13 protein-coding genes are annotated in these 14,130 nt (G+C 62.9%); 5 read left to right on the top strand and 8 right to left on the bottom strand.

Going from position 1 to position 14,130, the window contains the following annotated elements; translation table 11 throughout:
* Positions 1-59: 59 nt before the first annotated feature.
* From AC1DZE_RS20540 to AC1DZE_RS20520, 5 genes are read left to right on the top strand one after another with little or no spacing between them, the layout of a single operon-like run.
* Entirely contained in the window at positions 60-881 is an 822-nt protein-coding gene (locus tag AC1DZE_RS20540; protein ID WP_477656435.1) for an ABC transporter ATP-binding protein, read from the top strand.
* 5 nt (positions 882-886) lie between these two features.
* On the top strand, positions 887-1,096 hold the full coding sequence (locus tag AC1DZE_RS20535; protein ID WP_477670693.1) for an AtzG-like protein: 210 nt from the start codon (positions 887-889) through the stop codon (positions 1,094-1,096).
* Entirely contained in the window at positions 1,093-2,556 is a 1,464-nt protein-coding gene (locus AC1DZE_RS20530) for an AtzE family amidohydrolase (protein WP_477672532.1), read from the top strand. Before AC1DZE_RS20535 ends, AC1DZE_RS20530 begins: the two co-directional genes overlap by 4 nt.
* Positions 2,553-2,933 carry an oxalurate catabolism protein HpxZ gene (gene hpxZ, locus AC1DZE_RS20525; protein ID WP_477700489.1) on the top strand — a complete coding sequence of 127 codons (381 nt, stop codon included), beginning with the start codon at positions 2,553-2,555 and terminating at the stop codon, positions 2,931-2,933. The genes AC1DZE_RS20530 and hpxZ overlap by 4 nt, the downstream gene beginning before the upstream one ends.
* Positions 2,930-3,661, top strand: coding sequence for a GntR family transcriptional regulator (locus AC1DZE_RS20520; protein ID WP_477670690.1), 732 nt, complete (start codon positions 2,930-2,932; stop codon positions 3,659-3,661). Before hpxZ ends, AC1DZE_RS20520 begins: the two co-directional genes overlap by 4 nt.
* 86 nt (positions 3,662-3,747) lie before the next feature.
* Here the strand turns inward: AC1DZE_RS20520 and AC1DZE_RS20515 are convergent, their stop codons facing one another.
* From AC1DZE_RS20515 to chvE, 8 genes are all read right to left on the bottom strand, one after another.
* Positions 3,748-4,677, bottom strand: a complete 930-nt coding sequence (locus tag AC1DZE_RS20515) for a dihydrodipicolinate synthase family protein (RefSeq protein ID WP_477670689.1) — start codon at positions 4,675-4,677, stop codon at positions 3,748-3,750.
* A gap of 50 nt (positions 4,678-4,727) precedes the next feature.
* Positions 4,728-6,461 carry an IlvD/Edd family dehydratase gene (locus AC1DZE_RS20510; protein WP_457282341.1) on the bottom strand — a complete coding sequence of 578 codons (1,734 nt, stop codon included), beginning with the start codon at positions 6,459-6,461 and terminating at the stop codon, positions 4,728-4,730.
* 21 nt (positions 6,462-6,482) lie between these two features.
* Positions 6,483-7,520, bottom strand: coding sequence for a galactofuranose ABC transporter, permease protein YjfF (yjfF, locus tag AC1DZE_RS20505; protein WP_477670688.1), 1,038 nt, complete (start codon positions 7,518-7,520; stop codon positions 6,483-6,485).
* The gene (locus AC1DZE_RS20500; RefSeq protein ID WP_477670687.1) at positions 7,517-8,572 is read right to left on the bottom strand and encodes an ABC transporter permease; all 1,056 of its coding nucleotides are present in this window, start codon (positions 8,570-8,572) and stop codon (positions 7,517-7,519) included. Before AC1DZE_RS20500 ends, yjfF begins: the two co-directional genes overlap by 4 nt.
* Complete coding sequence (locus AC1DZE_RS20495) at positions 8,565-10,091, bottom strand: sugar ABC transporter ATP-binding protein (RefSeq protein WP_477700488.1); 1,527 nt, start codon at positions 10,089-10,091, stop codon at positions 8,565-8,567. Before AC1DZE_RS20495 ends, AC1DZE_RS20500 begins: the two co-directional genes overlap by 8 nt.
* A gap of 55 nt (positions 10,092-10,146) precedes the next feature.
* A complete protein-coding gene (mmsB, locus tag AC1DZE_RS20490) occupies positions 10,147-11,364 on the bottom strand; it encodes a multiple monosaccharide ABC transporter permease (protein ID WP_457282345.1) in 1,218 nt (405 codons plus the stop codon).
* A 1-nt stretch (position 11,365) separates the two neighbouring features.
* Positions 11,366-12,937, bottom strand: coding sequence for a multiple monosaccharide ABC transporter ATP-binding protein (mmsA, locus tag AC1DZE_RS20485; protein ID WP_477700487.1), 1,572 nt, complete (start codon positions 12,935-12,937; stop codon positions 11,366-11,368).
* A 63-nt stretch (positions 12,938-13,000) separates the two neighbouring features.
* Positions 13,001-14,071: a multiple monosaccharide ABC transporter substrate-binding protein gene (gene chvE, locus AC1DZE_RS20480; RefSeq protein ID WP_457282346.1), complete on the bottom strand. Its 1,071-nt coding sequence runs from the start codon at positions 14,069-14,071 to the stop codon at positions 13,001-13,003.
* Positions 14,072-14,130 lie beyond the last annotated feature (59 nt).

Raw genomic sequence — 14,130 nt, 5'->3', positions numbered from 1 at the left:
GTGAGAGGCCTGCAGTCACTCACCACTGTGTTTACCCATGGATCCCACCGGAGTCCGACATGTCCGCTGTAATTAATGCTCCCGTATTCGCCGATGTCCCGGTGCGTGAATTCCAGCCCGGCCCGGCAGGCACGCACATCACCATACGCGGTCTGACCAAGTACTTTGCGGGCTGGCCGCTGTATGAAGACTTCAACCTGGACATCCCCAAGCACAAGATTGTTTCGGTGTTCGGGCCCAACGGCTGCGGCAAGTCCACGCTGATCAACATGATCGCGGGCCTCATCCCCATCGACGCGGGCGAAATCCTGTTCGACGGCAAGTCGCTCAAGGACACCAAGATCGGCTACGTCTTCCAGAACTACCGCGAAGCCATGTTCCCGTGGATGCGTACCATCGACAATATCGCCTACCCGCTCAAGCTTGAAGGCAGATCCAAGGCTGAAGTCGACAGGCGCATGGCCGAACTCGTGGCCTCCTTCGACGTGAAGTTCGACCTGAACCGCTACCCCTATGAACTCTCGGGCGGGCAGCAGCAGACGGCCTCCATCATGCGGGCGCTGGCGCCCAATCCGGAAGTGCTGTTCCTGGACGAGCCGTTCTCGGCGCTGGACTTCGAGATGACGCTGTTCATCCGCGAAAAACTGCAGGAGGTGTTCATGCAGACAGGCACTACCATGCTGCTGGTGTCGCACGACCTGGAAGAAGCCGTGTACCTCGCCGACCAGGTACTGCTGCTGACCAAGCGCCCGACGCGCGTCGCCGAAATCCTGCCCTACGGCGATGCGCGTCCGCGCACGGTGGAGACCTTGTCTGAAGCCAGCTTCATCCGCACCAAGAAACTCAGCCTGGAAATATTCCAGCGCGAAGTCAGGCGCTGAACCACATGACACCCGCGCAAATAGATGCCTATGTCGACGCCGCCGCGGCCGCGCTGGACTTGCCGCTGAATCCGGAACACCGGCCCGGTGTGCTGCAGTTCTTCGCGCTGGCCGCCGGCTTTGCCGCGCAGCTGCAGGCCGTGCCGCTGGACGCCCATAACGACCCGGCGCCGGTGTTTGTACCTGTTGAGCCTTCCGGCAAGGCTGGCGGATGAGCGACGCTGCCGAATGCCTGCGCGGCGATGCGATGGCCATGGCGCGGGCCGTGCGAACGCGCGAGGTCGGTGCAGGCGCATTGATTGAAGCCAGCCTCGCGCACATAGCCGCCACCAATGGCCGCGTCAATGCCTTTACCGAAGTCACCGCCTCGCGGGCACGGCAACGCGCGGCACTGCTGGACCAGCAGCTCGCCGTCGATGCGCCCGGCCTCGCAGCACAGCCCTTGCTGGGCGTTCCTTTTGCCGTAAAGAACCTGTTTGATATCCAGGGCCTGTCCACACTGGCAGGTTCCGCCATTGAACGCGGGCGAACGCCTGCCACGGCCGACGCACTGCTGGTGCAGCGGCTCGAGGCAGCTGGCGCCGTGCTGGTGGGTGCGCTCAACATGGACGAATATGCCTATGGCTTCACCACCGAAAACAGCCATGCCGGCCCGGCCCGCAACCCGCACGACCTCACACGCATCGCCGGCGGCTCATCCGGCGGCTCAGGCGCCGCAGTGGCCGCGGGCCAGGTACCGCTGACGCTGGGGTCGGACACCAACGGCTCCATCCGTGTGCCGGCCTCGCTGTGCGGCGTGTTCGGGCTCAAGCCCACTTTTGGCCGGCTACCGCGTACCGGCAGCTACCCCTTTATTTCCGGGCTGGATCACCTGGGGCCGTTTGCGCGTTCTGTGCGCGACCTGGCCCTGTCTTATGACCTCATGCAAGGCCCGGAGGCCGCTGGGCCATCAACCCTCCGCGACCCCGGCTGCGCACAGCGCGCCGCCGAGCCGGCATTGCCATCACTGATGCAAGGCATGGGCGGACTGCGAGTGGGTGTGCTGGGCGGCTACTTCCAGGACCATGCCCAGCCCCAGGCCTGGGCCGCCGTGCAACGTGTAGCCCAGGCGCTGGGCGCCCGTGAAACGGTGGTGCTGCCGATGGTTGAGGCGGGCCGCGCCGCCGCCTTCCTGATCACCAACGCCGAGGGAGGCGCCCTGCACCTGGACGACCTGCGGCGCCGCGCCGGCGATTTTGAGCCTCTGTCGCGTGACCGCTTTCTTGCGGGCAGCCTGCTTCCGGCTGCCTGGGTAGACCGCGCCCAGCGCGTACGCCGCCTTTATGCCAAGGCCGTGGCCGGACTGTTTGAACACTTCGATGTGCTGCTCGCCGCCGCCACCCCCTGCGCCGCCACGCCCATAGGCGCCGAGTGGCTGGAATTGAACGGCAAACGACTGCCGCTGCGCCCAAGCATGGGTTTGTTGACCCAGCCTTTTTCGTGCATAGGCCTGCCCGTCTGTGCGGTGCCGGTGTGGCCGGATGAAGGCCTGCCCGTAGGAGTGCAGCTCGTCACCGCGCCCTGGCGTGAAGACCACGCGCTGCGCGTGGCGGCCGTGCTGGAGGCAGCCGGCATCGCCCGCGCTCCGCTGGCTTCGCTGGCTTCGCTGGCTTCGCTGACAATCGGTAAATCATGATCCATGCCATCAACCTGCCCGACGTTCATGCCGAAGTGACTGCCGCATTTTTTCGCTACGAAGACGCACTGGTCAACAACAACGTGGAAGTGCTCGACGAGCTGTTCTGGAACAGCGAGCACACCCTGCGCTACGGCGTCACCGAGAACCTCCACGGCTATGACGCCATCCGTGCTTTTCGCGCGGGGCGCTCCCCACAAGGGCTCGCGCGTACCTTGCGCGCCACAGTCATCACAACATACGGACGCGACTTCGCCACGGCCAACACAGAGTTTGCACGTGTAGGCAGCGATAGGACCGGGCGCCAAAGCCAGACCTGGTTGCGCACGCCGGATGGCTGGCGTGTGGTAGCCGCCCACGTGAGTCTGCTGGCATGAGCCGCACGCACGCCGCCCCGCCTGTTGCCGGCAGCGCCTTTCATTCGCGCGCCGAGCAAGCCTATGCCGAACTCAAGCGCGACATCGCCGAATTCAAGCTGGTGCCCGGCGACCGCTTCACCGAAAGCGAGGTCAGCGAGCGCCTGGGTGTCTCGCGTACACCGGTGCGCCAGGCCCTGTTTCGCCTGCAGCAGGAGGGATTCGTCGAGGTGCTGTTTCGCAGTGGCTGGCGCGTGCTGCCCTTTGATTTCGACAAGTTCGAGCAGCTCTACGATCTGCGCATGGTGCTGGAAACCACGGCCGTGCAGCGCCTGTGCAGCGGCAGCCAGACGGTGGACACGGCGCTACTCGATGAACTGGCGGCCATCTGGCTGGCGCCGCTAGCTCAACGCAGTACCGACATGGTGCAGGTTGCACAGTGGGACGAGGCGTTTCATTGTGCGCTGGTGGCGGCCGCCGGCAATGCCGAAATGGCCCGGGTGCACCGCGATGTGACTGACCGCATCCGCATCATTCGCCGGCTTGACTTCATCAAGCAGCCGCGCATTGACGCGACCTATGAAGAGCACGCCAAGATTCTCAAGGCGGTGCGCGCCAAGCGTGGCGACCAGGCCGCCATGCTGCTGCGGGCCCATATCGAAACCAGCCAGGCCGAGGTGCGGAAAATAACGCTGCACCAGGTGCATCTCGCGCGTCAGATCGGCTCCGGAACGTCGCCCAAGGCATAAAAACGCCTGGAGCCGTTAACCAGCGGGCGCGAGAAGCTATCAAAAAAGGAGCAATGTGCGGGGCATTACCCCGCGGCGTGCCCTGCTTACCGCCCCCAGCGCAGCACAAGCGGATCAAGCCGGCTGGCGGTTGCCAGCAGCCCGGCGCGCGTGTCCGGGTGCATGGCCGGAAAAGGATGACGCGGTGCTTCGCAGGCGATCACGCCGCCTTCCTTCATCAAGGTCTTGGCGGCCAGCAGCCCCGCCTGGCGGTTTTCATAATTGATCAGCGGCAGCCATTGCTGGTAAAGGGCATAGGCCTTGTCATGGTCGCCGGCGCGGTGCGCCTCGATGATCGGACGAATGCCGTCGGGGTAGCCGCCGCCGGTCATGGAGCCGGTGGCGCCGGCATCGAGGTCGGGCAACAGCGTGATGGCCTCTTCGCCGTCCCATGGCCCTTCCACCGAGTCACCTCCCAAACGGATCAGTTCGCGCAGTTTGGAGGCTGCACCGGCGGTTTCGATCTTGAAATAGGCGACGTGTTCAATCTCACGGGCCATACGCGCGAGGAAGCAGGCTGAAAGCACAGTGCCGCTGGCGGGCGCATCCTGGATCATGATGGGAATGTTGACCGCATCCGACAGCCGCGCATAAAACTCGTAAATCTGCGGCTCGCTCACGCGAAAGGTAGCCCCGTGATACGGCGGCATGACCATCAGCATGGCGGCGCCCATGTCCTGCGCCCGGCGGCTGCGTTCGGCGCAAACCTTCGTGCCGTAGTGGGTGGTGGTCACGATCACCGGCACGCGGCCAGCCACATGTTCGAGGACGGTACGGGTCAGGGTTTCACGCTCTTCGTCCGAAAGCACGAATTGCTCGGAGAAGTTGGCCAGGATGCAGATGCCGTCTGAGCCGGCGTCGATCATGAAGTCGATGCAGCGCTTCTGGCTTTCAAGGTCAAGCTCGCCGGTTTCGGTGAACGTGGTGGGGGCAACGGGGAAGATACCGCGGTAACGCGGCTGGCGGAGCGTGTTCATGGGGACTGGATCAGGTTGAATAAAGTTCAGTAATTCACTGCTTGCGCGATTTAATGGGAGTGCCGGGGAACTTCGGAGCCGCGGCAGCCGACCAGAAAATCGAAGTCGCAACCCTCGTCGGCTTGCAGCACGTGGTCGACATACAGGCGCTGGTAGCCGCCACGCATGCCTGCAGGGGCCTTCTGCAGGGCGGCAAGGCGTTCAGCCAGTTCGGCATCGCTGATGTCCAGGTGCAGGCGGCCCGCATCGCAGTCGAGCTCGATCCAGTCGCCGTCGCGTACCGCGGCCAGCGGCCCGCCGGCCGCCGCTTCTGGCGCCACATGCAGCACAACGGTGCCGTAAGCGGTGCCGCTCATGCGTGCGTCCGAGATGCGCACCATGTCCTTGACGCCCTGGCGCAGCAGCTTGGGCGGCAGGCCCATGTTGCCGACTTCGGCCATGCCGGGGTAGCCCTTGGGGCCGCAGTTCTTCATCACCATCACGCAGCTGGCATCGATGTCGAGGTTCTCGTCGACGATGCGCTCCTTGTAGTGCTCGAGGTTCTCGAATACGACCGCGCGGCCGCGGTGCTTGAGCAGTTCGGGCGAGGCCGCAGAGGGCTTGAGCACGGCGCCGCGCGGCGCCAGGTTGCCGCGCAGGATGCAGATACCGCCGTCGGCGATCAAGGGGTTGTCGAGGGGGCGGATCACCTCGTCGTTGTACTGCGGCGCCTCGCGCACGTTGTCCCATATCGACCGGCCATTGACGGTGAGCGCATTGGGATGCGGCAGCAAGCTGTTTTCACCCAGACGGCGCAACACGGCGGGCAGGCCGCCGGCGTAGTAGAACTCTTCCATCAGGAAACGGCCGGAAGGCTGCAGGTCAACGAGGGTGGGCGTGTTGCGGCCAATACGCGTCCAGTCTTCCAGGTCCAGCTGCACACCAATACGGCCCGCAATCGCCTTGAGGTGAATCACTGCGTTGGTGGAGCCGCCAATGGCGGCGTTGACGCGAATCGCATTTTCGAAGGCTTCGCGTGTGAGGATTTTCGACAGCGTGAGGCCTTCGCGCGCCATCTCGACAGCCCGCGCGCCCGACATTTGCGCCAGCACATAGCGGCGTGCATCCACCGCGGGAATGGCGGCGTTGTGCGGCAGCGAAGTACCCAGCGCTTCGGCCATGCAGGCCATGGTGGAGGCTGTTCCCATGGTGTTGCAGGTGCCGGCCGAACGCGACATGCCGCCCTCGGCCGCCAGGAACTGGTGCAGCTGGATTTCGCCCGCTTTCAGCGACTCGTGCAGCTGCCACACTGCCGTCCCCGAGCCGATGTTTTTGCCTTCAAGCTTGCCGTTGAGCATGGGCCCGCCGGTCACCACGATGGCCGGAATGTCGCAACTTGCAGCACCCATCAGCAGTGCGGGCGTGGTCTTGTCGCAACCGGTGAGCAGCACCACGGCGTCGATGGGATTGCCGCGAATCGCTTCTTCCACGTCCATGCTGGCAAGGTTGCGTGTGAGCATGGCGGTGGGCCGCAGGTTCGACTCGCCGTTCGAGAACACCGGGAACTCGACCGGAAAGCCACCCGCCTCTGAAATGCCGCGCTTCACATGCTCGGCGATCTTGCGGAAGTGGGCATTGCAAGGCGTGAGCTCCGACCAGGTATTGCAGATGCCGATGATGGGGCGGCCGTCGAACTCATGGTCGGGAATGCCCTGGTTCTTCATCCAGCTGCGGTACATGAAGCCGTTTTTGTCGGCCGTGCCGAACCACTCGGTGGAACGTAGTTTTCGTTTGGTGCTTGTCATGATGGTCTGGCCATTAAGGTTTCAGGAAGATTTGGGTGTGCGATTTGCCAGCAGCCGTTGCAGGAGGCAAAAAACAAACAGCAACACGCCGACGACAATGCGCGTCCACCAGGAACTCAAAGAGCCGTCAAAAGAGATCAGGGTCTGGATGATGCCGAGCATCAACACCCCGAACAGGGTACCGGCCACATAACCCACGCCGCCGCTGAGCAAGGTGCCGCCGATCACCACGGCGGCAATGGCGTCAAGCTCCATGCCGGTGGCGTGCAAGCCGTAGCCCGAAAGCATGTAGAAGGTGAAGACCACACCGGCCAGCGCCGAGCAAAAGCCCGATAGCGTGTAAACCCCCACCAGCGTGCGGCGCACCGGCAAGCCCATCAGCAGTGCCGACTGCTCGTTGCCGCCGACGGCATACACCGCGCGGCCAAAGGGAGTGCAGTGTGCAATGAACACTGCCGCCAGCAGCACCGCAATGGCGATCACGGCACTGATTGAGAGGGAGGCGTCTTCCCACAAGGGAATGCGCAGCTGCGAGACCTCCGAGTAAAACTCGTTGGTGATGCTGATGGAGTCGACACTAATCAGGTAGCACAGGCCGCGCGCCAGAAACATGCCGGCCAGCGTCACGATGAAAGGCTGCAGGCGAAAACGCTCAATCAGAAAACCCATGAAGGCGCCGAACGCCGTGCCCATAAGGAGCACCAGCGGAATCACCGCAGCTGGACTCCAGCCATGGTGCTCCACCAGCGCGGCAGACACCATGGTGGTCAGCGCCACCACGGAGCCGACGGACAGGTCGATACCGCCCGACAGGATGACAAACGTCATGCCCACGGCGATGATGACCAGAAAGGCGTTGTCGATCAGCAGGTTGAGGAACACCTGAGCCGAAAAGAACCCGCTGTAGAGCACCGAACCCATGGTCGCCATGGCGATGAAGAGCGATATGGTGGCCGCCAGCGGCAGGTATTTGGGATTAAAACCTGAAGCCGGCGCAGCAGGTGCCCGTTGGCTGGCGGCGGCCTCCTCTACGGGAGGCTGGGTGACGATTGTGCTCATGGCCGCATTCCCCGCGCGGCCGGCCGCCGCATCCAGATACCGATCTCGGCCCGGAATTCAGCCGATTGCAGCAGCATGACCACAAATACCACCACAGCTTTGACCACCAGATTGATCTCGGGCGGCACACCCAGCGAGTAGATGGCGTAAGTCAGGGTCTGGATGATCAGCGCACCGATGACACTGCCCACGAGGCTGAAACGCCCACCGGTGAGGGCGGTACCGCCCAGCGTCACGGCCAGGATGGCATCAAGCTCAAGCAACTGGCCCGCATTGTTGCCGTCGGCGCTTTTGACGTTGGAGCTGATCAACAAGCCCGCGATGCCCGCGCAGAAGCCGCAGAAGGCATAGGCCGCAACCATCAGACGCCGGGCCTGCACACCGGCAACGCGTGCCGCAGTCGGGTTGATGCCCACAGCCTGGATGAACAGCCCGAGGGCCGTGCGCGTCACCGCCAGATATAGCAGCGCAAAGACTACGGCCACGATAAAAAGCGAGAACGGCAAGCCCAGCAGGTAGCCACTGCCCAGGAAGAAGAACGGCGCGTAATAGATGGTGATGATCTGCCCGCCGGTGATCAGCTGCGCGATGCCCCGGCCTGCCACCATGAGGATCAGTGTGGCGATGATCGGTTGCATGCCCACCCTGGCGACCAGCAGCCCGTTCCACAGCCCGCACAGCAGCGCGACGGCCAATGCCGCCAGAATTGCCAGCGGCATCGGGAAACGGCTCACGCTCCCTGCCACCGACCCGCCAATCATCCAGGCGGCCACTGCGGCAGCAATGGCCACCACGGCGCCCACGGAAATGTCGATGCCGCGGGTGGCGATCACCAACGTCATGCCGAGCGACACCAGCACCAGCGGCGCGGCACGGTTGAGAATATCGATCAGGCTGCCGTACAAATGACCGTCACGCCACTCGACGTGCAGGAAACTGGCGTTAAACGCTGTGTTCACAGCCAGCAGCAGGAACAGCGTGATGAGCGGCCAGGCCAGGCGGTGCCTCATGGCAGTGGCCAGAGGCGAGGGGTGGTGTTTCTCTTCAGGCATGTTCAGCTGCAATCAGTTCATAGACGGTGTCTTCGCTGCTGCCTGCCGGCAACTCACCCACCTTGCGGCGGTCACGCAGCACCACAATGCGATGCGCCACGCGAACCACTTCGCTCATTTCGGAAGAGATGAAAATCACGGCCATACCGGCTTCTGCCAGGCGCAGGATCTGCTCCATGATTTCCTGCTTCGCGGCCACGTCGACGCCGCGCGTGGGTTCGTCCAGGATCAGCAGGCGCGGCTCGGTCGCGAGCCAGCGCGCGATCATGGCCTTTTGCTGGTTGCCGCCCGACAGCAGGCCTATGGGGGTGTCCACACTCGCGGTCTTAATGCCCATCGTCTGAACAAAGCGTTCGGCCAATGCGGTTTGTTCGGCACGCGACAGAAAACGGCGCATGCCCATGCGGGCCTGCAGCGCCAGTACGATGTTTTCCCGGACTGAGAGCTCGGCCACGATGCCATCGGTCTTGCGCTCCTCGGGACATAGGGCGAGGCCCTGCCGGATCGCCTCGGCGGGATTGGAAAACGTGACCGCCTCGCCGTCGATTCTGAGCATGCCGCGGTCCGGCGTCTCCAGGCCGAACAGCAGGCGCGCCAGTTCAGTGCGGCCCGAGCCCAGCAGCCCGGCCAGGCCCACGACCTCGCCGGCACGCACGCGCAGGTCCACAGGCTGCAACTGACCGGCCTGGCCCAGACCTTCAGCTTGCAAAAGCGCCGGCGCAGCATCGTCAAATTCCGGAGGCACGGCGGCGGTGGCGGATTGCGCGGCCAGTTCCCGGCCCAGCATGGCCGCGATCAGTGCCTGCGGCCCCAGTTCACTGGCACGCCACTCGCCGACCCAACTGCCGTTGCGCAGAACGGTGATGCGATCCGACACCGCATACACCTGGTTGAGGAAATGAGTGACAAAAACAATGGCCAGCCCCTCGCCACGCAAGCGACGCAGCACCTCAAAGAGTTTTTGCACCTCGTCATCGTCGAGGCTGGAGGTTGGCTCGTCGAGGATCAGCACTTTGGATTCAATGCCGATGGCGCGCGCGATGGCCACCAGTTGCTGCACGGCGACCGGGTAGCTGGACAACAGGCGCGTGACGTCGATGTCCAGGCCCATGCGCGCGACCAGTTCGCGCGCACGGCGGTTCACGGTGGTCCAGTCGATGCGAGACCCCTGCGCAAACCCGTACCGCGGATAGCGGCCCGCGAAGATGTTTTCCGCTACCGACAGGTTGGGGCAGAGATTGACTTCCTGGTAGACCGTGCTGATACCCAGCCGCTGCGCGGCCAGGGGAGAGTCCGGCCATACCGGTTTTCCGGCAAGTCGCATCTGACCGCCGCTGGCTTCCAGCACGCCTGTCAACACCTTGATGAGCGTGGACTTGCCGGCGCCGTTTTGCCCCATCAAGGCATGGATTTCACCGGGATACAGGCGCAAACGCACATCCTGCAAGGCCGGAATACCCGCGAACTGTTTGTGGATGCCCGCAAGCTCCAGCACGGGGGCGGCGTCGGCCACGGTCATGGAGCGGCCTTCGCGCCACGCGCCACGATATTCGCCTTCAGAACGGCCAGGAGGTTCATGCCTTGTTCTTGTTGTAGACGTCGACAAACACGGCGGCCAGCAACACCACGCCCTTGATGACCTGCTGGTAGTCGATGCCGATGCCCAGGATGGACATGCCGTTGTTCATCACGCCCATCACAAACGCACCGATCACCGCGCCCATGACCTTGCCGACACCGCCCGAGGCCGAGGCCCCGCCGATAAAGCAGGCGGCGATGACGTCGAGCTCAAAGCCCAGGCCGGCCTTGGGCGTCGCGGTATTCAGGCGCGCGGCGAACACCAAGCCTGCCAGCGCCGCCAGCACGCCCATGTTCACGAAGGTATAGAAGGCCAGGCGCTCGGTCTTGATGCCCGACAGCTTGGCTGCCTTTTCGTTGCCGCCCAGCGCATAGACGCGCCGCCCGATAGTGGTGCGACCCGTGATGAAGTGGAACAGGAAAATCAGCGCGGCCATCACGATCAGCACATTCGGCAGCCCCCTGTAGGAAGCCAGCAGGTAGCTGAAATAGATCAGCAGCGCCGAGAACATCGCCGTTTTGACGAAGAAAATGGCGGCGGGCTCGGCCTGGATGCCGTGCTTGAGCTGCTTGGCCCGCGCGCGTATGCCGGCCACGGCGAGCACGGCGGCCAGCGCCACGCCCAGCAGCAGCGAAGTCATGCGCAGGCCTTCGCTGCTCAGCAGGTCGGGCATGAAACCCGAGCTGAGCATCTGGAATGAATCGGGGAAGGGGCCGACCGACTGGCCCTGCAGCAGTGCCAACGCCAGCCCCTTGAACACCAGCATGCCGGCCAACGTGACGATAAAAGAAGGGATGCGGAAGAACGCGACAAACCAGCCCTGAACCCCGCCTATCAGCGCGCCGCAGAGCAGGCACACCAGCGAGGCCGGCACGAAATGCCAGCCGTACTCCACCATCAGCACGGCCGCCAGCGCGCCGATGAAACCGCACACCGAACCGACCGACAGGTCGATATGCCCGGCCACGATCACCATCAGCATGCCCAGCGCCATGATGACGATGTAGCTGTTCTGCAGGACCAGATTGGTGAGGTTGAGGGGCTGCATGAGCGTGCCCTCGGTCATGTACTGGAAGAAGCCCATGATGGCCACCAGCGTGATCAGCATGCCGTACTCGCGGAAGTTGTGCTTCAGGTAGTCGAGCGGCGATTTGCCGCTGGCAGCGGCGGTTTTTGCCGCAATCGCGGTGGCGTTGGAGGACTCGTTGTTCATTTCAGCTTGCTTTCATGATCGCGCGCATGATCTTTTCCTGGGAGGCTTCGGCCGTCGGCATCTCGGCGATGAAGCGGCCTTCGTTCATGACGTAGATGCGGTCCGTCATGCCCAGCAATTCGGGCATTTCCGAGGAAATCATGATGATGCATTTCCCTTCTGCCGCGAGCTGGGCCATCAGGGTGTAAATCTCGTACTTGGCGCCCACGTCGATGCCGCGCGTGGGCTCGTCGAGGATGAGGACTTCGGGGCTGGTGAACAGCCATTTCCCGAGCACCACTTTCTGCTGGTTCCCGCCCGAGAGGTTGAGGACTTTCTGGCCAACGCTTGAGCACCGGATGCGGAGCTTTTCCCGGTAGCTCTGCGCGACCTGGTATTCGCGGCCGCTGTCGATGACGGAGGCACTTGAAACGCCCTTGAGGTTGGCCAGCGACACATTGAACTGGATGTCTTCGTTCAATATCAGCCCGTTGCCCTTGCGGTCTTCGGTCACATAGGCCAGACCATGGCGAACGGCTTTCTCTACCGTGCCGACATCAACAGGCTGGCCGTTCAGAAGAACCTGGCCGCTGATGCGGCGCCCCCACGAACGGCCGAAGATGCTCATGGCAAGCTCTGTGCGCCCCGCCCCCATCAGTCCGGCAATGCCGACGATTTCACCGCGCCGCACCTGCAGGCTGACACCTTTGATGAATTTCCTGTCCGTGTGCAGCGGGTGATAGACGTTCCAGTCGCGCACTTCAAACACGGTCTCGCCAATTTGCGGCTGGCGCGGCGGATATCGATCAGCCATCTCACGGCCCACCATGCCGCGAATGACGCGATCCTCGCTGATGGCTTCGGCACGGCAGTCCAGTGTTTCGACGGTGCTGCCGTCGCGCAGGATGGTGATCGCGTCCGCCACGCGTGAAATTTCGTTGAGCTTGTGTGAAATAAGGATGCAGGTGATGCCCTGCCCCTTGAGTTCCAGCAACAGGTCCAGCAAGGCCTGGCTGTCGTTTTCGTTGAGGCTCGCCGTCGGCTCATCGAGGATCAGCAACTTGACCTGCCTCGACAGGGCCTTGGCAATTTCCACCAGTTGCTGCTTGCCCACGCCGATGTCCGTGATCAGCGTGGCGGGTGATTCCTTGAGGCCCACTTTTTTCAGCAGGGCCTGTGTCTTGCTATGCGCAGCCATCCAGTCGATCACGCCGCGCTGTGCGGTCTCGTTGCCAAGGAAAATGTTCTCGGCAATGGATAGCAGCGGCACCAGCGCCAGCTCCTGGTGGATGATGATGACGCCCAGCTGCTCGCTGTCGTGGATGCCGAGGAACTGGCGCTCCTGGCCTTCGTAGACGATGTCCCCGCTGTAGGAGCCGTGCGGATAGACCCCCGAGAGCACTTTCATCAAGGTCGATTTTCCGGCGCCGTTTTCACCGACGATGGCATGAATCTCACCCGCGCGCACGCGCAGGTTGACCTTGTTCAGCGCGACCACCCCTGGGAAGGTTTTGCGGATGTCGCGCATCTCGAGAATCGTTTCCAATGCCTGTCCTTTGGTACAAAAATCGCTCCGCAGGTGATTGACACCCATGGGCGTAAACAGTCCCGCGCCTCCCCGGCACGGGACCGTCGTGCTTTCACCCTTCAGCCGGGGTTACTTGATTTGTGACTCTTTGTAGTAACCGCTGCCAATCAGAACCTGGTTCCAGTTAGAGGCATCCACAGCCACCGGCTTGAGCAGGTAAGAGGGCACCACTTTCACGCCGTTGTTGTAGGTCTTGGTGTCATTGATCTCGGGCTGCTTGCCCGAGAGGGTGGCGTCCACCATGTTGGCCGTTACCTTGGCCAGCTCGCGCGTGTCCTTGAAGACCGTCGAGTACTGCTCGCCTTTCAGGATGGACTTCACCGAAGGAATTTCGGCGTCCTGCCCACTGACCACCGGGCAAGGCTGCTGCGCCGTGCAGTAGCCGACGCCTTTGAGCGAGGACAAAATGCCGATGGACAGGCCGTCATATGGCGACAGGACCGCGTGGACCTTTTCCTTGCCGTAGTAGGCCGAGAGCAGGTTGTCCATGCGTGCCTGGGCGACCGCACCGTCCCAGCGCAGCGTGCCAACCTTGTTCATACCCATCTGCTTGCTGCGCACCACCAGCTTGCCGCTGTCGATGTAGGGCTTGAGCACGCTCATGGCGCCGTCGTAGAAGAAAAATGCATTGTTGTCGTCCGGGGAACCGCCGAAGAGTTCAATGTTGAAAGGGCCCTTGCCCTGCTTCAGGCCCAGCTTGTCGACGATGGAAGTGGCCTGCAGCACGCCAACCTGGAAGTTGTCGAAGGTGGCGTAGTAATCCACGTTCTTCGAACCCTTGATCAGACGGTCATAGGCGATGACCTTGACACCCTTGTCGGCCGCGTTCTGCAACGCCTTGGACAGTGTGGTGCCGTCGATGGAGGCGATCACCAGCACCTTCGCGCCCTTGGTGATCATGTTCTCGATCTGGGCAAGCTGGTTCGGGATGTCGTCATCAGCATATTGCAGGTCGGTTTTGTAGCCGCGCTCCTTGAGCACCTTGACCATGTTGTCGCCGTCGGCGATCCAGCGGGCAGAGGATTTGGTGGGCATCGAAATGCCGATGCTGCCTTTGTCTTGCGCCTGGACTGACGGTGCAATACCGAGGGTTCCCAGCACGAGGCCGGCGAGCAGGGTCTGGAGAAATGTACGTTTCATGAAATAGTTTCCTTCTGGAGGTTTGAAAGAGCGCCCCAGTATCGGGGCGCCGGCCCGGA

The sequence above is a fragment of the Polaromonas sp. P1_F1 genome (assembly GCF_056405795.1).
The sequence above is the reverse complement of the archived record's forward strand: the minus strand, read 5'-3'. Positions and strand labels throughout refer to the sequence as shown.